Annotated in this window: 22 protein-coding genes and 2 pseudogenes; 15 read left to right on the top strand and 9 right to left on the bottom strand. The window is 60.9% G+C overall.

Annotated features, from left to right (window positions below):
• Nucleotides 1-110: 110 nt before the first annotated feature.
• From LPB260_RS25855 to LPB260_RS25840, 4 genes are all read right to left on the bottom strand, one after another.
• Entirely contained in the window at nt 111-473 is a 363-nt protein-coding gene (locus LPB260_RS25855; protein ID WP_208708746.1) for a hypothetical protein, read from the bottom strand.
• Between the two features lie 10 nt (nt 474-483).
• On the bottom strand, nt 484-1,341 hold the full coding sequence (locus LPB260_RS25850; protein WP_208708745.1) for an N-acyl homoserine lactonase family protein: 858 nt from the start codon (nt 1,339-1,341) through the stop codon (nt 484-486).
• Between the two features lie 437 nt (nt 1,342-1,778).
• Nucleotides 1,779-2,597, bottom strand: coding sequence for a pyrroline-5-carboxylate reductase (locus LPB260_RS25845; protein WP_208708744.1), 819 nt, complete (start codon nt 2,595-2,597; stop codon nt 1,779-1,781).
• 300 nt (nt 2,598-2,897) lie between these two features.
• The gene (locus tag LPB260_RS25840; RefSeq protein ID WP_208708743.1) at nt 2,898-3,578 is read right to left on the bottom strand and encodes a TetR/AcrR family transcriptional regulator; all 681 of its coding nucleotides are present in this window, start codon (nt 3,576-3,578) and stop codon (nt 2,898-2,900) included.
• A 300-nt stretch (nt 3,579-3,878) separates the two neighbouring features.
• Here LPB260_RS25840 and LPB260_RS25835 point away from each other — a divergent pair, with 300 nt between their 5' ends.
• The 6 genes from LPB260_RS25835 (at nt 3,879) to LPB260_RS25810 (ending at nt 9,392) form a co-directional block, all read left to right on the top strand.
• A complete protein-coding gene (locus LPB260_RS25835; protein ID WP_208708742.1) occupies nt 3,879-5,915 on the top strand; it encodes an NADH:flavin oxidoreductase in 2,037 nt (678 codons plus the stop codon).
• A gap of 929 nt (nt 5,916-6,844) precedes the next feature.
• Entirely contained in the window at nt 6,845-7,288 is a 444-nt protein-coding gene (locus tag LPB260_RS25830) for a hypothetical protein (protein ID WP_208708741.1), read from the top strand.
• A 95-nt stretch (nt 7,289-7,383) separates the two neighbouring features.
• Nucleotides 7,384-8,025, top strand: a complete 642-nt coding sequence (locus tag LPB260_RS25825) for a hypothetical protein (RefSeq protein ID WP_208708740.1) — start codon at nt 7,384-7,386, stop codon at nt 8,023-8,025.
• Nucleotides 8,026-8,108: 83 nt separating this feature from the next.
• Nucleotides 8,109-8,477, top strand: coding sequence for an Imm8 family immunity protein (locus tag LPB260_RS25820; protein WP_208708739.1), 369 nt, complete (start codon nt 8,109-8,111; stop codon nt 8,475-8,477).
• A gap of 91 nt (nt 8,478-8,568) precedes the next feature.
• Nucleotides 8,569-8,976: a GNAT family N-acetyltransferase gene (locus tag LPB260_RS25815; protein WP_208708738.1), complete on the top strand. Its 408-nt coding sequence runs from the start codon at nt 8,569-8,571 to the stop codon at nt 8,974-8,976.
• Nucleotides 8,977-9,068: 92 nt separating this feature from the next.
• A complete protein-coding gene (locus tag LPB260_RS25810) occupies nt 9,069-9,392 on the top strand; it encodes a contact-dependent growth inhibition system immunity protein (RefSeq protein WP_208708737.1) in 324 nt (107 codons plus the stop codon).
• 270 nt (nt 9,393-9,662) lie between these two features.
• Here the strand turns inward: LPB260_RS25810 and LPB260_RS25805 are convergent.
• Nucleotides 9,663-10,706 (bottom strand): annotated as a pseudogene (locus LPB260_RS25805) (IS110 family transposase).
• Nucleotides 10,707-10,859: 153 nt separating this feature from the next.
• On the opposite strand from LPB260_RS25805, the gene LPB260_RS25800 reads away from it, so the two are divergent.
• Entirely contained in the window at nt 10,860-11,186 is a 327-nt protein-coding gene (locus LPB260_RS25800; protein WP_208708736.1) for a hypothetical protein, read from the top strand.
• Nucleotides 11,187-11,527: 341 nt separating this feature from the next.
• Here the strand turns inward: LPB260_RS25800 and LPB260_RS25795 are convergent.
• Nucleotides 11,528-12,571: pseudogene (locus LPB260_RS25795) on the bottom strand (IS110 family transposase).
• Between the two features lie 139 nt (nt 12,572-12,710).
• On the opposite strand from LPB260_RS25795, the gene LPB260_RS25790 reads away from it, so the two are divergent.
• The 3 genes from LPB260_RS25790 to LPB260_RS25780 all read left to right on the top strand — a co-directional run bounded on the left by LPB260_RS25790 (nt 12,711) and on the right by LPB260_RS25780 (nt 16,003).
• A complete protein-coding gene (locus LPB260_RS25790) occupies nt 12,711-13,124 on the top strand; it encodes an ankyrin repeat domain-containing protein (protein WP_208708735.1) in 414 nt (137 codons plus the stop codon).
• 483 nt (nt 13,125-13,607) lie between these two features.
• A complete protein-coding gene (locus tag LPB260_RS29520; protein ID WP_208708734.1) occupies nt 13,608-14,003 on the top strand; it encodes a lysozyme inhibitor LprI family protein in 396 nt (131 codons plus the stop codon).
• Between the two features lie 812 nt (nt 14,004-14,815).
• A complete protein-coding gene (locus tag LPB260_RS25780; RefSeq protein WP_208708733.1) occupies nt 14,816-16,003 on the top strand; it encodes an SRPBCC family protein in 1,188 nt (395 codons plus the stop codon).
• Nucleotides 16,004-16,154: 151 nt separating this feature from the next.
• On the opposite strand, the gene LPB260_RS25775 is transcribed toward LPB260_RS25780, so the two are convergent.
• The 3 genes from LPB260_RS25775 to LPB260_RS25765 form a co-directional block, all read right to left on the bottom strand.
• Nucleotides 16,155-17,042 (bottom strand): LysR substrate-binding domain-containing protein, encoded by an 888-nt coding sequence (locus LPB260_RS25775; RefSeq protein WP_208708732.1) that lies wholly within the window; start codon nt 17,040-17,042, stop codon nt 16,155-16,157.
• Nucleotides 17,043-17,507: 465 nt separating this feature from the next.
• Nucleotides 17,508-18,452 carry a DMT family transporter gene (locus LPB260_RS25770; protein WP_208708731.1) on the bottom strand — a complete coding sequence of 315 codons (945 nt, stop codon included), beginning with the start codon at nt 18,450-18,452 and terminating at the stop codon, nt 17,508-17,510.
• Between the two features lie 100 nt (nt 18,453-18,552).
• Nucleotides 18,553-19,764 carry an aromatic ring-hydroxylating dioxygenase subunit alpha gene (locus LPB260_RS25765; RefSeq protein ID WP_208708730.1) on the bottom strand — a complete coding sequence of 404 codons (1,212 nt, stop codon included), beginning with the start codon at nt 19,762-19,764 and terminating at the stop codon, nt 18,553-18,555.
• A 166-nt stretch (nt 19,765-19,930) separates the two neighbouring features.
• Between LPB260_RS25765 and LPB260_RS25760 the strand changes: the two genes are divergently transcribed.
• The 5 genes from LPB260_RS25760 to LPB260_RS25740 all read left to right on the top strand — a co-directional run bounded on the left by LPB260_RS25760 (nt 19,931) and on the right by LPB260_RS25740 (nt 26,132).
• Nucleotides 19,931-20,881, top strand: coding sequence for a LysR substrate-binding domain-containing protein (locus LPB260_RS25760; RefSeq protein WP_208708729.1), 951 nt, complete (start codon nt 19,931-19,933; stop codon nt 20,879-20,881).
• A gap of 265 nt (nt 20,882-21,146) precedes the next feature.
• Nucleotides 21,147-22,037, top strand: coding sequence for a dihydrodipicolinate synthase family protein (locus LPB260_RS25755; RefSeq protein ID WP_208708728.1), 891 nt, complete (start codon nt 21,147-21,149; stop codon nt 22,035-22,037).
• Nucleotides 22,038-22,062: 25 nt separating this feature from the next.
• A complete protein-coding gene (locus LPB260_RS25750) occupies nt 22,063-23,391 on the top strand; it encodes an FAD-binding oxidoreductase (RefSeq protein ID WP_208708727.1) in 1,329 nt (442 codons plus the stop codon).
• A gap of 28 nt (nt 23,392-23,419) precedes the next feature.
• Entirely contained in the window at nt 23,420-24,922 is a 1,503-nt protein-coding gene (locus LPB260_RS25745) for an aldehyde dehydrogenase (RefSeq protein ID WP_208708726.1), read from the top strand.
• Between the two features lie 106 nt (nt 24,923-25,028).
• Complete coding sequence (locus LPB260_RS25740; RefSeq protein WP_208708725.1) at nt 25,029-26,132, top strand: hybrid-cluster NAD(P)-dependent oxidoreductase; 1,104 nt, start codon at nt 25,029-25,031, stop codon at nt 26,130-26,132.
• Nucleotides 26,133-26,142: the final 10 nt, after the last annotated feature.

The following is a 26,142-nucleotide window of genomic DNA, read 5'->3' as shown; positions in this document are numbered from 1 at the left end:
GTTAACAGCGCCACAAGGCGTCTGCCGAGTCGGCGGACAGGTGCCCAGAGAGCCACGTTACCGGCTCTCTGGCCCGGAGAGTTTGAGATCTAGCGGGGACCGGGTAGAGGTCAAACAACGCCGTTTTTACGCGTATCTATAGACTCGGTGATGCAGATGACCGGCTCGTCCCATGGGTGATGCTCGAAAATACTTTCGACCACTTTCGACAGGAGCGTCTTGTCTCGAGGGATCGAAAACTCGATCTTGGTCGAGGCAATGGAGAAGGGTTGGTCAATCTCGCCGCCATAGGTATTGGAGCCCGAACGTGGCGTGCACCTTTCTATACCGGGCTGAGAGCACCAGGACACCCCATCATAGTTCCCGTATTTCAGGCTGGTTGTACTGGCAATCCCGCCCAATACTTTTTCCAGGTACTCTTCGATCACGTACACCTTGATTCGAAATGTCTCGACAAACATGATATTGCTCACGACCTGCCCCTTACTCGTAATAGCCGTCAGTTGATTTTCTCAGGGAGTTGAACTGCTCGCTGTCATGCCCGAACCAGACGTCTGAATTTGTCTGCTTGGAGAGCTTTTGGATCTTCTCCACGGTTCTCATGTAACCCAGCGAGTCGTAGATGGTCGCGGGCAGTCGACTTGGGTTGCTGTAGTTTTCTGCGGAGTAGACGGCATCTGATGCAAGTATCAGCCGACCATGACCGGGCAGGTCGATATGCAGGCCGAGCATGCCATACGAGTGTCCACCGCCGAAGTTCAACACCCGAACGCCATCGAGCAAGTCCAGGTCGCCGTCTGCCTCCTTGACCACTTTCCAGGTCAGATCATTCTTGATCCACGCATCGACATCATCCCAGATGAACCCTTCGGCACTTCTGTTCTGGGCGTAGTTGGAAAGGGCAGCGTTGAATTCATTCTGATGAACGATGATCTTCGCGTTGGTGAACAACTCCAAACAACCAGAGTGATCGAGATGCAAGTGGGAAACCACGACATAGTCAACCTCGCGAGGGTCTACGCCAATTTCTTCCAGACGACTGTGCAAGTGACAGTCCTGACCGTTGACCATCGCGGTGTAGTGAAACATGTTCTGGATTTCTTTCGGCCACCGGCCGTTCTCACCCATGCTATTGGGGTTGCAGGCGGTATCAAACAATACCTTGCCGTCGGGATGGTCGATGAACACGGTATAGATGGGAAATTCGATCATCTCGGCAGGCTTGTTCGGCTCGTCGATAGTGGCCGGATTATGCATGCTGATCATGAAGTTCTTATCCATCTTCATGCGACCATTATCCAGCACGTAAACTTTTGGCAGTTGCTTGATGAAATTGGACATGAATGCACCCTCGTATTGTTCTTGGTCTGTCGTCTGGTTGATTTCCTGCTTAGCGCTGACTGCATACTGTTCAACATTGGGCCAGAAGAAAATTCAAATTTTTTCTGCTAAGCAGTAGGAAAACTTATGCTGAAGGCGTCGTTCTAATACGGAGCAAATAATGCGCCCACGCCATATCTGCGGCTCTATGCGCCCGGCCCCGCTGCTAGGCGGATTCGCCCTGAACAACCCGGCGAGGGAGATTGCCGCACGAACTCAGTCCGACCTTTTCGGCAAGAGGGCCGGGCAGCGCAAAGGTTCGCGATGGAGCCGGCCGCGGTGCGGCCTTTTTGGAGTTGTCACAGCAGTGAGGAGTGTCGCCCAGCAAACAGGCCAGGGGCAGGAGGCCGGTAGCAGGATGCTCGCGAACTAAGGCGCCGCCGCGCCGATCCGGCTACTCAGCGCGAGTCTTGCGCATAGCGGTTCTTCATCCGTTGGGCAGCCGCTTCGGCCGCCTCCAGACCGGCCCCGACGGCCTGCCGGAAGCCGGCGTCACCCATGGCCTGCAGGCCGGCGGCGGTGGTGCCGCGGTAGTCGAGCATGGCCTGGACCATCTGCGCCGGCGACATGCCAGCGCGGCCGAGCAACTGGCTTGCGCCGACCACCACGCCACGCACCGCGTTCTCGGCCACCTGGCGCGGCAAGCCCCTGGCCAGGGCGTGGGCGAGCATGGCCTCGGCCAGCAGCGCCGGATAGGCCGCGCCCGAGCCGACCAGCCCGGTCAGGTAATCGAGATCGGCTTCGCTGGCCACTTCGTCGGCGCTACCGCAAGCCTCGAACATCGCCTGGGTGAAGGCCTTGTCGGCCGCCGTGACCTGCGCCGTGGCGAACCAGGGGGTGTAGCACTGGCCAATCTCCGCGGCGGCATTGGGCATGGCGCGGATGATGCGCCGGCTGCCGGTGCGGGCGATCAGGGTGTCGACCGAGACCCCGGCCATGAAGGAGATGACCAGCTTGTCGGCGGCCTCGACTTGCACATCGGCGAACTGCTCGGGCCGCACCGACAGCACGATGATCTCGGCCAGTTGCGCCAGCTGGCGGTTGTCCTGGGTCAGCCGAACGTCGGGCCAGGCCGCGAAGCCCTCGACCCGCCCGCTGCGACTGGAGAGGATCAGCCCGGCCGGCGCCAGCACGCCCTTTTCGAGCAGGGCGCCGCCGATGGCGCGTCCCAGCCAGCCGCCGCCACCGATGATGCCGAGCGTGATTGCCTGTGCCATTTCTCCTCCCCTACGGCGCAAGGCCGTTCATTCAAGCAAGGGCAACGCCAGGGGCCTGCCCCTCCCAGGTGGATGGCTACGGCCATCCACCCTACGTATCTGCGCCCCCGTAGGGTGGGCAACGCCGGAGGCTTGCCCGACGTGGTGAATGGCTACAGCCATCCACCCTAGGTTTCTGCGTTCCCGTAGGGTGGGCAACGCCGAAGGCTTGCCCACCATGATGGCTGGCTACGACCATCCACCCTAGGTTTCTGCGCCCCCGTAGGGTGGGCAACGCCGAAGGCTTGCCCACCATGGCGCTTAGGTGTGCAGCGGGCCCTTCGCCGCCAGGGCCACCAGGGTCGGTGCCTGCACCGCATAGCCGTGGCGGGCATAGAAGCGCTCCAGCTCGCGGGGCTGCGGCGGCTGGCCGGTGAAGATCTTCACGTACTCGGGAATGCGCTGCATGCGCGTCAGGGCATCCTCGTGGGTGTTCATGCTGATGTAGCCGATCTGCGTCAGGTAGGTCGAACGGGCCCGCACGTCGGCGCTCATGCCGTCGAAGCCGAAGCGCTCGAACATCCCGCTCAGGGCGGCCAGGCGCGCCTTGTCGGCGACATCGACCTCCTCGGCCACCCTGGGCTCCTGCAACGCCCAGCTGCGCACGGCGAACTCGAACTGGGAATCGAACAGGGCCGGGGTCAGCCAGCAGTCGAAGACGTTGAGGATGGCCTCGGCGATGCTTTCGGCATAGGCCTCCGCCTGGCCGACCAGGTTGCCGGTGTTCTTCGCCCGCCAGCGCTCGATCAGCGCGGCCAGCAGCTCATCGCGGTCCTTGAAGAACCAGTAGAAGCTGGTGCGCGACAGGTTCAGTTTCTTCGCCAGCGGCTGGATGCGCACGGCCTCGACGCCGGACTCGACCAGGCTGTCATAGGCCGCCTGCAGCCAGCCCTCGGCCGAACCGCGCCAGCCGCTTTCGGGGGATTTCGTCGGTGTGCTCATGGGCCGATGCTAGCGGCCGCTCCCCCGCGGCACAAGCGCAATGTCCACTAACGTTGATAAAAGAGACATCCATGTACATTTAAGCCGCCTCCTGCCACTGCCTGGATATTCCAACAATGGGCAGTCAGAAGGCTGAAACCTGCCTTTTACCGATCATCAGCACCACCGCGAGCGACACCAGATAGTCGAGAGCGACATCGGCGGCCCGCGCAAATGTACACAGAGGATCATTAAATAGACACTCATGTACATTAACCCCGAACGCCGACCCGAGTTTCTTCTCTGCGTGGAGCCCAGACCATGTCCAACGACCCGCTTCTCCAGCCCTACCAGCTCAAGCACCTGACCCTGCGCAACCGCATCATCACCACCTCCCACGAGCCGGCCTACCCCGAGGACGGCATGCCCAAGGCGCTGTACCGCGCCTACCACGTGGAACGGGCCAAGGCCGGCGTCGCCCTGACCATGACCGCCGGCTCGGCGGCGGTGTCGCGCGACAGCCCGCCGGTGTTCAACAACATCCTCGCCTACAAGGACGAGGTGGTCGGCTGGATGAAGGACCTGGCCGACGAGTGCCACGAACATGGCGCCGCGGTGATGATCCAGCTGACCCACCTGGGTCGCCGCACCCGCTGGGACAAGGGCGACTGGCTGCCGGTGGTCTCGCCCTCGCACAACCGCGAGGCGGCGCACCGCGCCTTTCCCAAGAAGCTGGAAGACTGGGACATCGAGCGCATCATCAAGGACTACGCCGATGCGGCGGAGCGGATGAAGGCCGCCGGCCTCGACGGCATCGAGCTGCAGGCCTACGGCCACCTGATGGACCAGTTCTGGTCGCCGCTGACCAACGAGCTGGACGCCCCCTACGGCGGCTCCCTGGACAACCGCCTGCGCTTCACCTTCGACGTGCTCAAGGCCGTGCGCCAGCGCGTCGGCAACGAGTTCATCGTCGGCGTGCGCTACACCGCCGACGAGGCGCTGCCCGGCGGCCTGGCCGCCGAGGAAGGCCTGGACATCTCGCGCCGCCTGAAGGAAAGCGGCATGGTCGATTTCCTCAACATCATCCGCGGCCACATCGACACCGACCCGGGCCTGACCGATGTGATCCCGATCCAGGGCATGGCCAACTCGCCGCACCTGGACTTCGCCGGGCAGATTCGCGCCGCCACCGACTTCCCCACCTTCCACGCGGCGAAGATTCCGGATATCGCCACCGCGCGCCACGCCATCGCCTCGGGCAAGGTCGACATGGTCGGCATGACCCGCGCGCACATGACCGACCCGCACCTGGTGCGCAAGCTGATCGAGGGTCGCGAGCAGGACATCCGCCCCTGCGTCGGCGCCAACTACTGCCTCGACCGCATCTACCAGGGCGGCGCGGCCTACTGCATCCACAACGCCGCCACCGGCCGCGAGACCAGCATGCCCCACGACATCCCCAAGGCCGCGACGCGGCGCAAGGTGGTGATCATCGGCGCCGGCCCGGCCGGCCTGGAAGCCGCGCGGGTCGCCAGCGAGCGCGGCCACCAGGTGCTGGTGCTGGAGGCCGCCAACCAGCCCGGCGGGCAGATCCGCCTGACCGCGCAAAGCCCGCGCCGGCGCGAGATGCTCAGCATCGTCGAATGGCGCATGAGCCAGTGCGAGGCGCTGGGTGTGGAGTTCCGCTTCAACACCTGGGCCGACGCCGAAACCGTCCGCGCCGAGCGCGCCGACGTGGTCATCGTCGCCACCGGCGGCTTTCCCCACACCGAGATCCTCGGCGCGGGCAACGAGCATGTGGTGTCGGCCTGGGACATCATCTCCGGCGACGTCAAACCCGGCAGCAATGTGCTGCTGTTCGACGACGCCGGCGACCACGCCGCCCTGCAGGCCGCCGAGTTCATCGCCCAGAGCGGCGCCAAGCTGGAGATCATGACCCCCGACCGCGCCTTCGCCCCGGAAGTCATGGCGATGAACCTGGTGCCCTACATGCGCTCGCTGCAGAAGCTCGACACCACCTTCACCGTCACCTACCGCCTGGCTTCGGTGGCGCGCGACGGCGAAGGCCTGCTGGCCGAGATCGACAGCGACTACGGCGGTGTGCGCAAGCAGCGCCGGGTCGACCAGGTGGTGGTCAACCACGGCACCCGGCCGATGGACGAGCTGTATTTCGAGCTCAAGCCCTTCTCGCGCAACCTCGGCGCGGTCGAGTACGCCGACCTGATCGTCGGCCAACCGCAGACCCGCGACGACAACCCGGACGGCGAGTTCCAGCTGTTCCGCATCGGCGACGCGGTGGCCGCGCGCAACACCCACGCCGCCATCTACGACGCCCTGCGCCTGGTTAAGGACCTCTAGGCGCCTGGCCTTTAGGCCGGCCATCCGGCGGCCTGACCGCCGCACTGGTGGGTTACGCCGCTACGCGGTTAGCCCACCCAACTGACAGGCCACGGCTAGCGGACCTGCACGGCCGTGCGCACCAGCCGGTGGACAAGCCAAGCTTGTCCACCCTACCCAGCCCCCGCGATTGCGTAGGGTGGAAAACCGTGCAGCGTTTTCCACCGGAGGAACGCGAACGCCCCACTGGCAATCCCCAGCGACGCGCAAGGGCCATCGCCAGCGCAGCCGACATCCAGAAGACTCGGCCGACACCCGCCCCTTATTGTTTCCCGTCCCCGGCTCGCGCTAATCTCGACGCCTCTTCGGCCCCTCGCAAATGGAATTGTCCCGATGGTGCATAACACCCCCGCGCCCAAGCGCCCGCCGCCCAAGGCGCACGCCAGAGCCTTCCAGGCCCGCCCCCCAGAACGTTATCCGTCAAACGATGCGTTTAAACGCATCATTTGACGTCTAATTTTAGTTAGGCACACAAGAAAAATGAACGCAGCATACAAAATATTTACTGACTGTTCGTCAAAAGAAGCTGCGGCAAAAGTGGCTAAGCGCTATTTTTCTAGCATTGGGTCAGAACCAAGCACACTTACTATCGCCCCCTATCACAAGGGCGGTTTTTTGATTGCTGGGGCTATACCTATATCTGCCCATAATTGGTCAGAAGTAATATTTGAAACACTATCTATAGCCCAAAATGTAGGCAGAGCATGGGTAATAACAGGGAATATCGATGAAGAACTAGATGCTTGGTCAAACGACTCGGCCATTTCGGGTGTCTCATCAATACAACTACAGATCGTCCGTGCATGCGCCTAACAAGTCGCTTAAATCGCTCACTTCGTTCGCTGGGACGGGCTAAAGCCCGCCCCTTAGCTTAATCGTTAGGTAATTGAATGGATATCGAGAAAACCCTCAAAGATATCTCTTCAGGAGATAATCACCTCGCATGGTCTGCTGGGTGGTGCATAATTAAAGCAAATGCAATTGATCTTAATGAAATTCCACTAGACTCTATAGCCGTTATACGAACTGCCGTCGAAAAATTACCAGCACCAGAATGCCCATCAGTCGCTGATAGTCGTGAAATACCTAAACTGGCACTGAAAATATTAGAGCATAAAGAATCAAATACCTGCAGATGTAATCTATACAAATCTGCTCAAAGGTTCTTGCCAGAAGAAGAACAGGTTCGCGGCTACATACTAATTGAAAAGAAAAATGACATTCCATGGGAACCTGAATTTCACTGCAAATGTTTGAGCTGCGGCAAAAAATACTTTGTCCACGAAAGCCACAGTTATCATTACCCTTGGGCAGAATGGTCTGCAATCACCTAACTAGTGGTTCAAGTCGTTCGCTTCGCTCACTCGGGACGGGCTAAAGCCCGCCCCTTAACCAAACGTTGTGCCCCCAATCGAAAAGATGCGTACGTATGAAAAAATTACTATCGTGGCTCAAAGCTATTTGGAAATGGATAAAACAAGCCAACCATCTTTGGCGCGCCTTGTCAGTCGCCATTTTATCCGTCGCGTACATAAACCTTAACCCCGACGAGCAATCCATCCGGATCACCGGGCTAATATTACAAGTACTAGGAATCTTCACTGTCGCGTGGGGTATCAAAGAAACGAGGGAACTATTTGGCCAGCCAAGCCTTATAACAAAAGGCCTCCAATGGCTCAAAAACTTCCCGCCATACGGAGGAAGAGTCAACTCTGGGAGCGGTCATGCCACTTTTAGGGCTATGACAGGAAACTCTCGTGGCTGCACCTCCTTACCAATTGACGAAAACTCTAGTATCGAAGATCGCTTAGCGGCAATTGAAACAAATATCAATCATATATATAAGCGTATCCACGAGACTGAAATCAGCTTAGATAAACAAGAAAAATCCATGATTGAAGCAATTAGTCAGGAAACATTATTAAGAGAGCTAGCCGACAGCGAAACACATAAAAAATTAGAAGCTTCAAGCACAGGCGGCCTCCACATATCAGCAACAGGAGCATTATGGCTTCTACTTGGCGTTACGATGAGCACAGCACCAAATGAACTTCTTACTCTGGTGTGGTAGCACAACTATGCGCTCAAATCGCTCACTTCGTTCGCTGGGACGGGCTAAAGCCCGCCCCTTAGCTTAATCGTTAGCGGTTATGTATGCGCATCGAGCTAAAGAAAATATATAGCCTTGAGTACGGCAAACCTAACATCCCTGAAGAGCCAGACTGCTGCGCGATACTTATGCACGCAGACATAGGAACCATGGGCCATGAAGGGGCTGACTACTTTACTTTCACAGTTATCACACCTAAGTTTTTGGAAAAATGGCCAGAAACACGATGGGGGCGTAGTTATTTGCTAATGCCAGAATTCTCATGGCCAGAAGTCGAGAGAATGGTCAGCGGTCTTGTCTCAGCAATTTCGGCTGATAGTTGGGAAAATGCCGCCAACCAATTATGCAAGTACATGGAGTGGGAGTTTGAAAACTACCTACCATACACCGAGCAACCGCTAACAATGCGCTGAACGCCGCTCGTTTCACTCGCTGGACGTCCAAAAGCTGCGCTTTTGGCCGCCCGTTAGCTTAATCGTTGTGCACCAAGAGCAAGGAAGCCCGATGGAAGTCGTCATATCAATGCAAGACGCAATTGCGGAAGATGAAGTAGTTTCATTGTACTCCGCTAACGAATGGTCATCCGCCCAAAAACCAGATCAGCTACTGCCGGCGCTGCGTAATTCACACGCCCTCGTCACAGCCCGACTAAATGGCCAGCTAGTCGGTATTGGCAACGCAATTTCAGACGGCCATCTTGTCGTCTACTTCCCACACATGCTGGTGAAACCCAATCTTCAAGGCCAGGGTATCGGTAAGAAAATGATGCAGGCCATGCTTAGCAAGTACAAAGGCTTTCATCAGCTAATGCTAACCGCGGACGGGGACGCCATTGATTTTTACAAAGCTCTTGGGTTTAGCCGGGCAGGTAAAACGGAGCCAATGTGGGTATATGCCGGGACGGAGCATTGATGCACAACAATGCGCTCAACCTCGCTCACTTCGTTCGCTGGACAGTCAAAAGCTGCGCTTTTGCCTGCCGGTTAGCTTAATCGTTAGGCATTATGAACAAAGAACCCAGTTACCTCGCACATCTTGGAGAGTTCGCGACTCTCAAAAATGCTATTGGGTCCTGGTATCACCAAGATGCATATCTGGATTTCGGTACGGATGAGGAAATCTGGTCAGATATTTTCACCGGCCATGACAAAGAAGCCATGTCACGCATCCAGACTCAGCTATCCGAGCTCCTTGAAAGATCAGATGAAAATATTCTTCTCTTTTGGAATTCAGAGGCCCATTCGCATAATTTCATCAATGGCGCTGAAGCTCGTTCTTTCCTTAAAGCTATGTTGTCTTTTTTCAGAGCTACTAACCCAACAGCCTAACAAGTGGTATATGGACGCTCCCCACAAGTAGATGAGGAATCGCTTTTCAAGCCTGTCGTCAGTGCGGTTGCATTCGTATATCCGGCCTGTCATGGGCAGCATCGCCCTGGCCACTCTGTAGTTCGCACAGCGGGGGCCCAGCGTTCAATCGATCACGTGGATCATGATTGTTATCGGCCTTGTTCCGCTGCAGGACTCGCCTATTCCGACAGTCTCGCGTCTCACCACAACCACCCGAAACCCTTCATTCCCTCCTGATTACCCCCGCCGTCAGGCGGGCTTGGCGCTCTGCCAGTCGCCACTGAAACGTCGTTCGTGGCACCACACCGCCCAGCAGATCCGTACCAGTTTGTTGGCCAAGGCCACCGCCGCCTTGTTGTGGCCGATGCGCGCCGCCGTTTGCGTGGCCCAGCGCTGCAGCGCGGTCATTCGCTCGGGCGTATTGGCCTAGCAGCGCTGGGCCGCCAACAAGGCGGCGCGGGAGCCGTGGACCAGCAAGGTACGCACATAGACGTTGCCCTGGCAGCTGATATGGCCCAGCTTGCGCCGGTTGCCGCTGCTGAACTCGCGTGGGGTCAGGCCCAGCCAGGCACTGAGTTGGCGGCCGCTGGCGAAGCGCTGCGGATTGCCGACCGCGGTCTTCAGCGCGCTGGCGGTGAGCAGGCCGATGCCGCTGACCTCGTCCAGCCTGCGCACGATTTCATCCTCGGCATGCCATTGCTGAAGCTGCCGCTCGCAGTCCGCCATGCACTGCTGATAGAGATTGATCTCGCCCAGAACGATCTGCAGCAGGCCGCGCAGGCGCTCCAGCTCCGGGCGCTCGATCAGTTCGTTGGCCCGGCGCAGGAAGGCCGCGGCGCTGGCTGGCGCCTCGATACCCGCTTCGCGCAGGATGCCACGCAGCAGGTTGATGCGCTGGGTGCGGCTCTTCTTCCAGGTCTCGCGCAGGCCGTGCAACTGCTGCAGTTGCTGCTGCTCGTGGCTCTTCACCGGCACCGGATGCAGGCCGGCACAGCGCGCCGCTTCGAGCATCGCCTCACAGTCGTTGCGGTCGGTCTTGTTACGCCGCCGGTACGATCGCACATAGCGTGGATGCAGCAGCATCACCCGGTGCCCACGGGCCTGCATCAACCGCCCCCAGTAGTGCGCCGTGCCACAGGCCTCCATCAGCCACTCGACCGCCTCGGCCTGCTCCTGTATATATCGCCCGAACGCCTCACGACTCAGCCGCCTGCGCTGACTCACCACGCCGGCACGGACACTCTCGGCAACTTGGTAAACGGACTTGGCCAGATCAACTGCTATGCGTTTCATCACACCTCTCCCAATGCACAGTCACCACCGTTGTGGGTATAGAACCGTGGCGCGGGGAGTGTCCATTACAGCATTCAAACCGTTCGCTGCGCTCACTGGGACGGGCTAAAGCCCGCCCCTTAACCAAACGTTAGGCCCTGATGGAGCACGCCCTTGATATCAGAGCAATTTGAAACATTACAGGAACTATTTTCACTGATATCCGCCGGAATAAATCAGCCATATGAAAAATTAGAATTTGAGTCTGACGTATTTGAAAGCTATATGGTCATGGCGCTAGTATTAACAATAGATGGCAAAGACAAAGCCGACGTAGAAACAACTTATAATCACTCATTACTAAGCGATCTCATTAAGAAACTTCACAAGCAGTCACTTCAACAAGGCGATGACTGGAAGGTTCTTATAATTACATATGCCCCTGGCGAACAAGTAAAGACAAATTACATCTACCAACATCGCGAGGAAAACTTGTTATGACTTGCTACAAAATCACACCACAACACTCTACACAGATATTTCTTTTATATGCATGGCATTGAACAGCCTAACAATTGGTATATGGACGCTCCCCACAAGTAGATGAGGAATCGCTTTTCAAGCCTGTCGTCAGTGCGGTTGCATTCGTATATCCGGCCTTTCGCGGGCAGCATCGCCCTGGCCACTCTGTAGTTCGCACAGCGGGGGCCCAGCGTTCAATCGATCACGTGGATCATGATTGTTATCGGCCTTGTTCCGCTGCAGGACTCGCCTGTTCCGACAGTCTCGCGTCTCACCACAACCACCCGAAAACCCTCATTCCCTCCTGGTTACTCCCGCCGTCAGGCGGGCCTTACGCTCTGCCAGTTGCCGCTGAAACGTCGTTCGTGGCACCACACCGCCCAGCAGATTCGTACCAGTTTGTTGGCCAACGCCACCGCCGCTTTGTTGTGGCCGATGCGCGCCGCCGTTTGCGTGGCCCAGCGCTGTAATGCGGTCAGTCGTTCCGGCGTGTTGGCCAGGCAGCGCTGGGCCGCCAACAAGGCGGCGCGGGAGCCGTGGACCAGCAAGGTACGCACATAGACGTTGCCCTGGCAGCTGATATGGCCCAGCTTGCGCCGGTTGCCGCTGCTGAACTCGCGTGGGGTCAGGCCCAGCCAGGCACTGAGTTGGCGGCCGCTGGCGAAGCGCTGCGGATTGCCGACCGCGGTCTTCAGGGCGCTGGCGGTGAGCAGGCCGATGCCGCTGACCTCGTCCAGCCTGCGCACGATTTCATCCTCGGCATGCCATTGCTGCAGCTGCCGCTCGCAGTCCGCCATGCACTGCTGATAGAGATTGATCTCACCCAGGACGATCTGCAGCAGGCCGCGCAGGCGCGCCAGCTCCGGGCGCTCGATCAGTTCGTTGGCCCGGCGCAGGAAGGCCGCGGTGCTGGCTGGCGCCTCGATACCCGCTTCGCGCAGGATGCCACGCAGCAGGTTGATACGCTGGGTGCGGCTCTTCTTTCAGGTCTCGCGCAGGCCGTGCAACTGCTGCAGTTGCTGCTGCTCGTGGCTCTTCACCGGCACCGGATGCAGGCCGGCACAGCGCGCCGCTTCGAGCATCGCCTCACAGTCGTTGCGGTCGGTCTTGTTACGCCGCCGGTACGATCGCACATAGCGTGGATGCAGCAGCATCACCCGGTGCCCACGGGCCTGCATCAACCGCCCCCAGTAGTGCGCCGTGCCACAGGCCTCCATCAGCCACTCGACCGCCTCAGCCTGCTCCTGTATATATCGCCCGAACGCCTCACGACTCAGCCGCCTGCGCTGACTCACCACGCCGGCACGGACACTCTCGGCAACTTGGTAAACGGACTTGGCCAGATCAACTGCTATGCGTTTCATCACACCTCTCCCAATGCACAGTCACCACCGTTGTGGGTATAGAACCGTGGCGCGGGGAGTGTCCATTACAGCATTCAAACCGTTCGCTGCGCTCACTGGGACCGGCTAAAGCCGGCCCCTTAACCAAACGTTAGAACCCATGAATAAAAATTTCGCACCAGGTATTGCTATCGATGGAGGAGCAGAAACAGAGCTCCATGCCATTGCTTGGGCAGGAAATTTGCGCCGAGCTCGTCGCTTAGTTCGAAGAGGCGCCGATGTGAATCATATTGATTCGGCTGGCGAAACTCCGCTGCATGGAGCCGCTGCTTGGGGGCGAGCAAGCATGGTTCGTTTCTTACTATCAGTCGGCGCTCGCCACGACATAGCGGCATTAAATACAAATAATATGACTCCATTGCTATGGGCAGCCAGGGCAAACCTCAAAACAGTAAAGGTATTGCTTAAAGCCGGCGCAGATCGCGACGCCAAGGATGCCCAAGGCAATACCGCATACGACATTGCAAAAAAATATCTGAAACCAGAGATAATGGTATTTCTGGCTTCTAACTAGTGGTTCAAATCGTTCGCTACGCTCACTGGGACCGGCTAAAGCCGACCCCTTAACCAAACGTTAGGTATCATTGTGAAGAAATTCGTACTCGCAGTAACCATAGTCATATTTGTAATTGCTCAATCATTCTTCATCTATGCTTTTTTTCCAGCCCGAGACAGCCAATTATTTTACTAATCTCTGGTCAGGCTTTGGTGTTCAGCAAACGCCTTACTCATAATTTGTTTTCGAAACTATTCAGTGGTGGGCAGCGTTGCCAGTCATATGTTTAGCGCTTGGTGCACTTGCAATTAAACTCTCATCAAAACCAATATCGCTATTCGCCATCTCTACAAGCATACTAGGCACAATCGCTTTGTATTGGTCTGCGTACGCCCCAACATTATTCATCAGTATATGACACCTAACTAGTGGTTCAAATCGCTCGCTGCGCTCACTGGGACGGGCTAAAGCCCGCCCCTTAACCAAACGTTAGGGCATCCAATGCATCGCTCACTTGCTGCCTGCCTACTAGCCTTATCTATTGAGGCATACGCAGAACCTGAGAATAATATTGACTGCGCCAATGCATTCTCAACGCCTGACATTGAACAGTGCGCATCTATCTCTTTCGAAAGCACAGAGAAAGAGCTGAATTTAACGTATAAAAAATTGGTGACAAGTCTTTCCCAGCAAGACACTGAATACGAAAATTACACTGAATACAGGAACAAGCTTTTAACCGCGCAAAGAGCATGGATTACATTCAGGGAAGCGGATTGCGCTGCTCAATATGAAATGCACAGATCAGGGACTATTCGCAATAGCATCTATCTAGCCTGCAAAGAAGAGCGCGCCAAACAGCGAATAAAGGAGCTTCAAAACTATGCTCCGTACTAGCCCTAACAAATGTATATGGACGCTCCCCACAAGTAGATGAGGAATCGCTTTTCAAGCCTGTCGTCAGTGCGGTTGCATTCGTATATCCGGCCTGTCATGGGCAGCATCGCCCTGGCCACTCTGTAGTTCGCGCAACGGGGGCCCAGCGTTCAATCGATCACATGGATCATGATTGTTATCGGCCTTGTTCCGCTGCAGGACTCGCTTGTTGCGACAGTCTCGCGTCTCACCACAACCACAACCACAACCACAAGAAAGCCATCACACCTTCCTGATTACCCCGCCCTCGCCGCCAGGGAGGAAAAACGGACAGCGTGCCGGCATCCGCCGCCCCGGGCATGACGCAGCCCGCAGCACGTCATCGCCCTGTCCTGCTCAAGCAATACATTGCCGAATGGATTAAATCCGCTTATGGATAGCATTTGGCGAACTCGTTTGTCCTTAAAGTCGCCCCAGCCTACATTCCGCCTGCCCGCGACAGTTTTCCTGTACGTGACACATCACTGGGGAGCCGCTGATTCATTCGTTTTTTCGCACCGGAGGCGTCCTGCAAGCTCGTTCTATCAGGTTCGCAGCTTGGTAGTACGCCCGCCGCCGCGCCATGGCCTTCGCGCTGTCGCACCTGGGGATGCGAAAAACGCTTATTGAATGCGCAAGAGGCGCACCGCTGAAGGCGCCATTTCTTTGGTAGGCGTAGGCACGTCGAGAAACACGTGAATTGAGCGAAGCAGCACGCTGACTTTCAGTTGGGGCAGCGCTCTTTGCAGCCCGAATAGCGGCGGAAATTTCAGATCTTCCTTAGGGGAACACACTTGAACAACTATGTTTCTGGAATGGGGCTTCCCCAAGAAGCCATATTCGACCTTGATCGTGCCAAGCGTCTTTATTCAAAGAAATGGTTCTTCGCGGGCACCCGCGGTGACGTCCCGAAGCCAAGGGACTTCCTCAAGTTCTCCCTGTTCGACGACGAATATTTCCTGCTCCATGGTACCGATGGCGTGATCCGTTGCATGGCGAACCGCTGCTCGCACCAGAGCGCCCGCCTGCTGCGCGAGCCCCATGGGAAATGCCCGCCGATGATCATGTGCCCCAACCATCAGTGGGTCTATGAGCTCAACGGCGGCCGCCTGGTCAACGCCCCTGGATTCGCCCCCGACTTCCCCGGCTCGGAACTGGGACAATCGATGCATCTCGACAGCCTGCCGGTGGTCGAGGTACACGGCCTGCTGTTCGCCAGCCTGGACCCTGAGTGTGATCGCAGCGATCTCGAAGAGATCGAGAAGATCATCGCACCTTACGCGGCGCCGTTTGGCTTGCAGAACGGCGGCTACAAACTGGCCTATCACGAATGCGAAATTGTCGACGCCAACTGGTTCCTGGTGATGATCAACAACCGCGAGTGCTGCCATTGCAACCTGAACCACCAGGGCCTGGTCAAGCTATTCGACCCCTCCAGCTTCAATGGCGCGCAATCGCCAGCCTATGAACAAATGTTTGCCCGGGCGGTGCAACGCTGGGAGGCGCTTGGATTGGAGTGGAAAGAGCAAGCCTTCACGCCGAATGATTGCTGCCGCGTGGCGCGCTACCCCATGCAAGAAAATTTCCAATCCATCACCTTCGATGGCAAGCCGGCCAGCAAGAAACTGATCGGCCCATTCAAGGACTACGATCAAAGCACGCTGTCGATGTGGTTCAACCCCAACGCGTGGATTCACTTCACCTCGGACCACATTGCGACCAACTGGGTGTTGCCGCTTGGCAGTGACAAATGTGCGCTCTATACCAGCTGGATCGTTCATGAGGATGCCGTCGAAGGCGTTGATTATCACCCCGAACACATGAAGGAAGTCTGGCAGGTAACCAACGCGGAAGATGTCGCCCTGTGCCAATCGATGACCGCAGGCGCCAAGTCGGCGTTCTATCGACCGGGCCCCTTCGCGAAAGACGAGAAGTTTTGTGTTCAGCTAAGCGATTGGTACATGGAGCATTCCGGTAGCTGAAAACAGGTCGCGTCCTAGACGAGCGCTTGCCGATATCCGCGCGGTGGGGTTCGAGCAGCACGGGAACAAAACGTGCGCTCAAGCTCTACCCGCGTCGTACAGCGACTGCAGGGCTCGGCCCCGCCTTGCTCGGTAGCAGGACAGGGCCAGCTCAGGCCTGCGACTCCTGGGTTATCCACTGGTGGAACGCACGCACCCCGGGTCGCTCCAGGGCGTCGTCGCGGTAGACGATAAAGTACCCATAGCCCTCGAGTGAAAGATCGAAAGGCCGCACCAGACGCTTCAGGGATATCTCGTCGGCAATCAGCTCATCGGCCAGTGCCCAGCCACGCCCATCGATGGCCGCCTGCAGGTAGACATTCGGATCGTTGATTTTCATGTCGTACGCAGGGCCGGCATCGTCTATCCCCGCCAACTCCAACCATTTCGACCAGGCCTCGTAGTGCACGTCATCGCGCAACAGGGCCTGCTTGCGCAGTCCCTGGGAGGACGCCGGTGAACCTGGATTTTCCAGCAGGGCCGGACTGCAGACGGGGCTGACGGCCGAGGTGAACAATAGCCGGCTGTTAAGACCCGGTTCCGGCGACCAGTGACGCTCCTTCCAGACGATCGCCATATCGACGCCGTCGACACCTGGACGCGCATTGGTTTCCGGGTGCTGCAAGCGAAGCTGAATATCCGGGTGCAGGTGAGAGAAGTGTCCCAGGCGCCTGGACAGCCAATGAATGGCAAAGTACGTGCTGAGTGCGACGGTGAGTTTCTCTTCGCGGCTCACGGCGGAAAAAGCCTCAATGCCTTCGGCAATTTCCGAGAACGCCCGCTGTAGAACCGGCAGTAGCTGCTGTGCGCCCTCGGTCAGCACCACGCTGCGTTTCTCACGCACAAACAGCTGGGCGCCGAGCTCGTCCTCCAGCATGCGGATCTGGTAGCTGACGGCGGCCTGGGTGATATGCAGTTCCTGCGCGGCTTTGGTGAAGCTCAAGTGGCGCGCCGCCGCTTCGAAGGCTCGCAGCGCGGACAGGGAAGGCAATCTGGCCATTGGTCAATTTCGTCCAAGTAGATGGGCTGGATCATTCAGCGTAGCGGCCACCCGCTATTCCCCTCGCAGGCCCGATCGGTGCCGGCATTATCGCCATGCTGCGCTCCGCGCCTGGACAAGCGTGCACAGGCTTCGAGGTCGCGGCGCGTCCGCGCCGATCTCGGCGCTCGCACTGCTCACCCGAACATGCAAAGCCTGAGGCGGCGCAGCACCGCTGCCAAACACCTAGGCTTGTATATCCATCGCGCCTGTATGGGCTGGCCGAATGCGACCTGCGCGGTCCGATACCCGTCACCGCCTCTCTTTGACAGCCTGAGCCTAGGGTGCTGACGCGCGGCGACAGGGCGAGGATGCACGCACATTCGACGTGCAATGCATCGCAACGACAAAGGGGCGTGCCCACAGGAACGCCCCTCGTGGTGTGCTACTGCCGGGCCCGGCCTTTCGTGCGGCGGCGGAGTGGTGCTAGTCCCCCTCGTTCACCCCTTGCCTCGCCACCACCGCTTCCGGCACGGCCAGTTGCTCCAGCGCGCCGCCCTGGCGAGCCAGGATGATCGCCGCCGTCACCACCAGCAAGCCGCCGCCGAGCATACCGGCGCTGATATGTTCACCGATCAGCAAGACGGCGATGGTCACCGCCACCACCGGCTCCAGGGTCGAGAGGGTGGAGGCCGACGACGGCCCGATATGCGGTGAGCCGGCAAGAAAGGCGGCGATCGGCAGGATGGTGGCGAACAGGGCCAGCCCCAGCATCGACCACCAGGCCGGCGCCCCCGACGGCGTGGCCGCCCCCCAGGTGAACGCGGCCAGCGCGAAGGTCAGGGTGCCGCCCAGCAACACCATGGCCGCCGAGGCCAGCGGCTGCTCATGGCGAATGCTGTGGGTGCCGTAGACCAGTGCGGCGCCATAGCTGCAGGCGGCAAACAGCGCCCAGAGCACGCCGGTCAGCTCCCCGGAGAAGCTCATGCCCGCGGCCAGCAGCACACCGCCCAGCGCCAGCACCAGGCTGAGCAGCTTGAGCGCACTGGTGCGCTCACCCAGGTAGGCGATCGACAGGACGGTGACGAACGCCGGGAAGGAAAACATCAGGATCACCGCCAGGCTCACCGAGGTGCTGCGGCTGGCGCTGTAATAGCCCAGCGCCGCCATGGCATAGCCGATGCCCACCAGCAGGTTCTGGCGGGCCAGTCGCCCGGCCGGCAGGCGAATGCCACGCAGGCGCAGAAACAGCAGCAGCACCGCGGCGGCGATCAGAAAGCGCACCAGCAGCACGCCCACCGGGTCCGCGCCGCCGGCATAGGCGTACTGGGCGAACAGCGGCTGCAGGCCGTAGCAGAAGGCCGCCAGCAGCACGAGGAGGAAGCCCCTGGCGTAGTCACTGCCAGGCATCGGAAATGGCGAGCGCTGCATCGCTGGATGCTCCTGTTCTCAGAACCTTGCTGCTGCAGAAAGGCCCCGCATGACGAGAGGGCCATGCGGGGCACTTGCGTGGTGAGCTACCGCCGCGCGGCTAGTCGGCCAGCTTGCGCGCCATGGTGGCGCAGTACCAGTCGTCGAACTGGCACACGCCGTTCTCGGCGATTGAGGAGTAAGGCCCCGGCTCGTAGGCCGGCGAGTTGACCCCGGCCTGGGTGCCTTCGACCAGGCGGCGATCCTGGTCGTTGGTGGCCAGCCATACCCGGGTCAGGGTCTCCAGGTCGTAGTCGAGGCCTTCCTGGGCATCCTTGGGCACCAGCCACTTGGTCGTCACCAGGGTCTCGTTCGGCCCCTGGGGCAGCACGCGGAAGCTCAGGGCGTGGTCGCCGAGGAAGTGGTTCCAGGTCGAGGGGTAGTTGAAGTACAGCAGCGCGCCGATGTTCTCCACGCCGCTGCTGTCCAGGCGCCGGGCCACCGCCGGCTTGCCGTTCATGGTGTAGCTGACGGCGCCGGACGACAGCGGAATGCGGGTCATGCGGAACTGGCCGTTATCGTCCATCACCAAACGGCTGGGCAGGCCGCCGGCCTCGCAGCGGTTCCAGTGCTCGACCAACTCCGGATCGTCGTCGCCGCCGACCCCGGCCACCGAGAGGTTCTCGACGAAGGAGTTCATCAGCTCGGGGTGGGTGCCGTCGCAGTGGAAGCACTCGCGGTTGTTCTCGAACACCAGCTTCCAGTTGCCCTTCTCCACCAGGTTGGACTCGAAGGCCACCTTGCAGTCGTCGAGGTTGTGCGGGGCGATAAAGGGCGACAGGGCGGCGCGGAACTTCTGAAAGTCCGGCGCCTGCTCGGCGACGCAGACATAGATGTAGCTGTTGACCACCTCGCAGTGGGCGGCTTTGAGGCCGTACTCGGCGTTGTTGAAGTCCACGCCCATGTTGCCGGCGAACAGCAGCTTGCCGTCCAGGTCGAAGGTCCACTTGTGATAGGGGCAAACCAGCTTGGCCACCTTGCCGCTGGCCTCGCTGCAGACCTTGGAGCCGCGATGGCGGCAGGCGTTGTGCAGGGCGCGGATCTGCCCGTCGCCGCCGCGCACCACCACCACCGGGTAGTCGCCGATCTGCAGGGTCAGGTACTGGCCGGGCTTTTCCAGCTCGAAGGTGTGCCCGGCGAAGATCCATTCCTTGTGCCAGATCTGCTCGAGGTCCTGGCGGTATACCTCGAGGTCGCTGTACAAAGCGGTCGGCAGCGCATGACGCGGCTTACGCTGTTGAATGAGTTCTGCAACCTTCGCTTTGTTATTCACTTTCTAGGCACTCCAACACTAATCCGGATGATCCAGCGGGCGCTTTCCGATAACTTACGCGCCCCTATGCAGCCACCAGCGCCGCTTTTGGCACTGTCGAAAGTCTAGAGCGGGGCTATAGTCGGCAGAACCGACTTTTTATTCAGGAAATTGAATACCTGCCGTTATGGTTAAACACACAGAACCCGATCAGACGCTGATCAAGATGCCGTCGCTGCGCGCGGTCAAATCCTTCGTGGCGGCGGCCAAGTACCAGAACTTCACCCGCGCCGCCGAAGCCCTGTGCGTGACCCAGGCGGCCATCAGCCGGCAGATTCGCGAACTGGAGACCTACCTGGGCGCCGAGCTGTTCAAGCGCGCTGGCCGCGCGGTGGAGCTGACCGCCGCCGGGGCGATCTTCTTCGATGCCGCGCAGCTGTCCTTCGTCAACATCGCCCAGGCGGCCGAGCGCATCCGCAGCCGCAACGTCGGCAAGCGGGTGCTGACCCTGTGCTGCTCGCCGGCGTTCTCGGCGATGTGGTTGGCGCACCGCCTGCCGAGCTTCTTCAGCGCCAACCCGGATGTGGACCTCAACCTGATCACCACGCAGAACTTCCTGTCCATGGAGCCCGGGGTGCGCCCGGACATCTTCATCACCAAGATGGCCAAGATCCGCGCCGGCTACCGCAGCCTGCCGATGTTCCACGACGTCATCTACCCGGTGTGCACCCCGCGCTACCTCGAGCAGCACCCGGAGCTGAACAGCCTGGAGGGGCTGCGCGACAGCGTGCTGCTCAACCTCAGTCCCTACGGCCGCTCGCAGGTGGCCGAGCACGTCGACTGGGGCGTCTGGCTGGCCTTCCACGATGTCGATATCGAGGCGCGCGGCAGCGACAGCCCGCATTTCTTCAACGCCAACGACTACAACATGCTGGTGCAGATGGTCCTCAACCATCAGGGCGTGGCGCTCGGCTGGCACCACCTGGTCGGCCACCTGGTCGAGCAGGGCCTGCTGGTGCGCCCGGTGCCCGAGCAGGTGGTGCACAAGGAGAGCCAGCACTACCTGACCTTCAACGAAGACAAGGAAGACGACGAGGCCTGCGGCCGGCTGCGCGACTGGCTGATGGCGCAACTCTGATAACCGGGCGTTATTGTTAGATCGCACTTCCGGTTATTCAAAAAACCGCCAGAGGCAAGAACAACTTTCCGGCCCCGCGCCCGAACTATAAGAAAACCTGCCGAGTGCAGGTTTTTTTATGCCTGCAGTCCGCGCTTACGGCCCATCCATAACCTTTGATTATTAATTAACGGCCCTAAATGTTGCTTATTGCCCGGCGCCGAACGGCCGTAACCTTTTTCTCGAAATCGACAACAAATTCAACCTCTTCCACTCAGGTGAACGCATGAACTTCGATGGCATTTGGACTCCCGTGGTAACGCCCTTCAACCAGGACGGCGCGATCAACTTCGCCGCCCTGCGCGAGGTCATCGACAGCCTGATCGGCGACGGCGTGCACGGCCTGATCATCGGCGGCACCACCGGCGAGTACTACGCCCTGAGCAACGCCGAGCGCAAGCAGCTGTTCGACGCGGTCGCCGAGCAGGCCAAGGGCCGCATCACCCTGATGGCCGGCATCAACGCCACCAGCACCGAGGAAAGCCTCGACCTGGGCCGCTACGCCAAGGCCGCCGGCTTCGACTGCATCCTCCTGGCCGCGCCCTACTATTGCCAGCCGACCCAGGAGGAGCTGCTGGCCCATGCCCTGTGCGTGGACGATGCCCTGGACATGCCGATCATGCTCTACAACTTCCCGGCCCGTACCGGCACGCCGATGAGCTTCGAGTTCATCGACGCCCTCAAGGGCCGGCCGAACTTCCAGGCGATCAAGGAAAGCACCGGCTCGATCGAGCGCATGCACACACTGACCCAGGAGTACGCCGACCAGCTGCAGACCAGCTGCGGCATGGACGACCAGATCCTCGAGTTCTTCACCTGGGGCGCGCGCAGCTGGGTCTGCGGCGCCTCCAACTTCCTCGCCCGCGAGCACGTGGCGCTGTACCAGGCCTGCGTGGTCGAGCAGGACATGCTCAAGGGCCGCCAGCTGGCCCAGCGCCTGCTGCCGATGCTCAACCTGCTCGAAGGCGGCGGCAAGTTCTGCCAGTACATCAAGCACGGCTGCGAGCTGGCCGGCCTGCCGGTGGGCGTTACCCGTCGTCCGCTGCTGCCGCTGAACGACGCCGAGAAGAGCGCGTTCAAGCAGACCTACGAGCAGCTGATCGCCCATCGCGGCTAACCCCCTCGGCCTGGAGGCACTCCCCATGCAACTGCACTGCAACTTCCTGCCCCAGGCCGACGGGCGCTGCGGATGGTACGAAACCCTGCCGCCACCGCCGCCATGCACCCCGCTGCGTGGCACCGTGCAGGCCGACTGGGTGGTGCTCGGCGCCGGCTATGCCGGCCTGGCCGCCGCCCGCCGCCTGGCCGAGTTGCAGCCCGAGGCCTCGGTGGTGCTGATCGACGCCAAGCGCGTCGGCTTCGGCGCGGCCGGACGCAACTCCGGCTTCATGGTCGACCTGCCCCACGACCTGACCTCGCACAGCTACACCAGCAGTCACGAGGCCGACCACAAGATCATCCGCCTGAGCCGCGGCGCCATCGACTACACCCGCGAGATCGTCCAGCGCCACGGCATCGATTGCGACTGGCGCGAACAGGGCAAGCTGCATGGCGCCGCCAACGAGCGTGGCGGCCAGGCCCTGGAGGCATTCGCCAAGGGCCTGTCGGTGCTCGGCGAGCCCTATCGCCTGCTCGATGCCAAGCAGATGAAGGCCGTCACCGGCAGCGACTTCTACCAGGCCGGCCTGCATGCGCCGGGCGCGGTGCTGGTGCAGCCGGCGGCGCTGTCGCGTGGCCTGGGCCAGAGCCTGCCGGCCAACGTGCGGCTGTTTGAGGAAAGCCCGGTGCTGGACATCCAGGTGGGCACGCCTCACACCCTGACCACCGCCCAGGGCTGCATCAAGGCGCCGCGCATGGTGCTGGCGAACAACGCCTACGCCTCGAACTTCGGCGAACTCGGGCTCAAGGGCCGGCTGCTGCCGGTCTACACCTACGGCAGCATGACCCGCCAGCTGACCCAGGAGGAACTGGCACGCCTCGGCGGCGAGGACAGCTGGGGGCTGATCCCGGCCGACCCGCTGGGCTCCACGGTGCGCCGCCTGGCCAACGGGCGCATCTGCGTGCGCAACTCCTTCACCTACAACCCGGACGTGCATGCCTCGGCCGGCACCCTGCAGCGGGTGCTCAAGGCCCATCGCAAGTCCTTCGAGCGGCGCTTCCCGATGCTGCCGGAGGTCGATTTCGAATACACCTGGGGCGGCGCCCTGTGCCTGGCGCGCAACGCCGGCTCGGTGTTCGGCGAAATCGCCCCCGGGGTGTTCAGCGCGGTGTGCTGCAACGGCCTGGGCCTGACCCGCGGGACCATCTCCGGCAAGTTGATCGCCGAGTACGCCCTGGGAATGGACAGCGACCTGCTGCGCATCATGCTCGAACAACCGAAACCCAGCCGCAATCCACCCGAACCCCTGCTCGGGATCGGCGTGCGCTCCTCCATCGCCTGGAAAGAGTGGACCGCCGGCGTGGAGCTCTGAAACTGCCCCAACCTTCAGGAGAAAAACAATGACCGACGCCCTCACCCGCAGCGCCATCGACCAACAGCTCGAGCGCCTGGAATACCGCAACCAGGCCTTTATCGACGGCCGCTTCGTCGCCGCCCGCTCTGGCGCCACCTTCGCCACCCTGAACCCGGCCACCGGCCAGGTCATCACCGAGGTGGCCGCCTGCGACGCCGAAGACGTCGACGCCGCCGTACAGGCCGCCCGCGCCGCGTTCGACGCCGGGGTCTGGTCGAAACTGGCGCCGGCCGAGCGCAAGGCGATCATGCTGGAGTTCGCCAACCTGATCGACGCCCACCGCCTGGAGCTGGCAGTGCTGGAATCCCTGGAGGCCGGCAAGCCGGTGGGCGAGTGCTACGGCATCGACATCCCCGACACCGCCAACACCATCCGCTGGCACGCCGAGGCCGGCGACAAGCTGTACGACGCCATCTCGCCGTCCAGCCCGGGCAACGTCGGCATGATCCGCCGCGAGCCGATCGGCGTGGTCGGCGCCGTACTGCCGTGGAACTTCCCCTGCATGATGGCCGGCTGGAAGCTCGGCCCGGCGCTGATCACCGGCAACAGCGTGGTCCTCAAGCCCGCCGAGCTGACCTCCCTGGCCACCCTGCGCCTGGCCGAGCTGGCCCATCAGGCCGGCATCCCGGCCGGCGTGCTCAACGTGGTGCCGGGCCTCGGCCACAGCGCCGGCAAGGCCATCGGCCTGCACCCGGACATCGACCTGGCGGCCTTCACCGGCTCCACCGAGGTCGGCCGGCTGTTTCTCGAGTACTCGGCCAAGAGCAACCTCAAGCGTGTGGTGCTCGAGTGCGGCGGCAAGAACCCCCAGGTGGTGATGGGCGACGCCGGCGACCTCGCGGCGGTGGCCAGCAACGTGCTCGCCGCGGCCTTCTGGAACATGGGCGAGAACTGCTCGGCCGGCTCGCGGCTGATCGTCCACCGCTCGCTCAAGGACGCCCTGCTCGAGGAGATGCTCGGCCAGTTGCAGGACTGGGTCACCGGCGACCCGCTGGACCCGGCCGTGCGCCTCGGTGCGCTGATCGAAGAGGCGCACATGGAAAAAGTCCTGGGGCATATCGAGCAGGCCAAGGCCGAGGGCTGCAAGCTGGTCACCGGCGGCGTGCGCCTGCATGCCGAGAGCGGCGGCTATTTCGTCGCCCCGACCATCTTCGAAGCTCCCTCCAACGCCGCTTCGGTGGCCCAGGAGGAGATCTTCGGCCCGGTGCTGGCGGTGATCGCCTTCGACACCGAGGAAGAGGCCATCGCCATCGCCAACGACACCTGCTACGGCCTGGCCGCCTCGCTGTGGACCGCCAACATCAACACCGCGCACCGCATGTCGGCGGCGATCCGCGCCGGCACCGTGTCGGTCAACTGTTTCTCCGAGGGCGACATCTGCACGCCGTTCGGCGGCTACAAGCAGTCCGGCTTCGGCGGTCGCGACAAGTCGATCTACGCCCACGACCAGTACTGCGAACTGAAGACCACCTGGATCCAGCTGTCCTAGCGCCAGGCGCACCCGGCCGCGCGCGCGGCCGCCCCCCCCAAAAAATCGACAGTCCCCTCCCGGCAACCGACGGTGAGGGGGCGTTGCCTATTGCCGAGAGTCACCCATGAACCATCTCACCAGCAGTGAGTACCTCAATCCGGTCAGCACCCAGACCTGGGCCAACGGCCGCCATCTGGTGCGCTGCCTCAAGGTCATCCGCGAGACCGCGGACGTCATCACCTACTGCTTCAGCATGCAGGAGCCGGTGCTGTTCTTCTTCAAACCCGGGCAGTTCGTCACCCTGGAGCTGGAGATCGACGGCGAGCAGGTGATGCGCTCCTACACCCTCTCCAGCGCCCCTTCGATCCCCTACAGCTTCTCCATCACGGTCAAGCGCGTGCCCGGCGGGCGGGTGTCGAACTGGCTGCACGATTACCTCAGCGAAGGCGAGGTGATCGCCGTGCACGGCCCGGTCGGCCAGTTCAACTGCATCGACTTTCCCGCCGACAAGGTACTGCTGCTGTCCGGCGGCGTCGGCATCACCCCGGTGATGTCCATGGCCCGCTGGTTCTTCAACACCAACAGCGAAGTCGACATGGTGTTCGCCCACAGCGCGCGCACCCCGGCCGACATCATCTACCGCGCCGAGCTGGACTACATGTCCACGCGCATCGACAACTTCAAGCTGCACCTGATCTGCGAACGCAACGAGACCGGGCAGATCTGGGGCGGCTACCGCGGCTTTCTCAGCCGCGAGATGCTGCAGCTGATCGCCCCGGACTTCCTCGAGCGCGAGGTGTTCTGCTGCGGTCCGGCGCCCTACATGCGCGCGGTACGACGCCTGCTCGGCGAAGCCGGCTACGACATGGCGCGCTACCACGAGGAGTCCTTCGGCGCGACGCCGGGCGAGGATATCGCCACGGCCGAGGAACAGGCAGCGATAGCCCAGGCCGAGGAACCCCAGGCCAGCCACTGGGTAACCTTCAGCGAGTCCGGCAAGTCGGTGCAGGCCGCCCTGGGCAGCACCCTGTACGAGGCCGCCGCCAGCGCCGGCCTGACCATCCCCAAGGCCTGCGGCATGGGTATCTGCGGCACCTGCAAGGTGCGCGTGGTCAGCGGCGAGGCGGCCATGGAGCACAACGGCGGCATCAGCGAAGAGGAGATCGCCGAGGGCTATGTGCTGAGCTGCTGCACCCGGGTCAGCGGCGCCGTCGAGGTCGAGTACTAGGCGCCGCGCC

The organism is Pseudomonas sp. LPB0260 (assembly GCF_013388395.1).
Note: the sequence above shows the minus strand (reverse complement) of the source record. Positions and strands in the feature narration are given on the sequence as shown.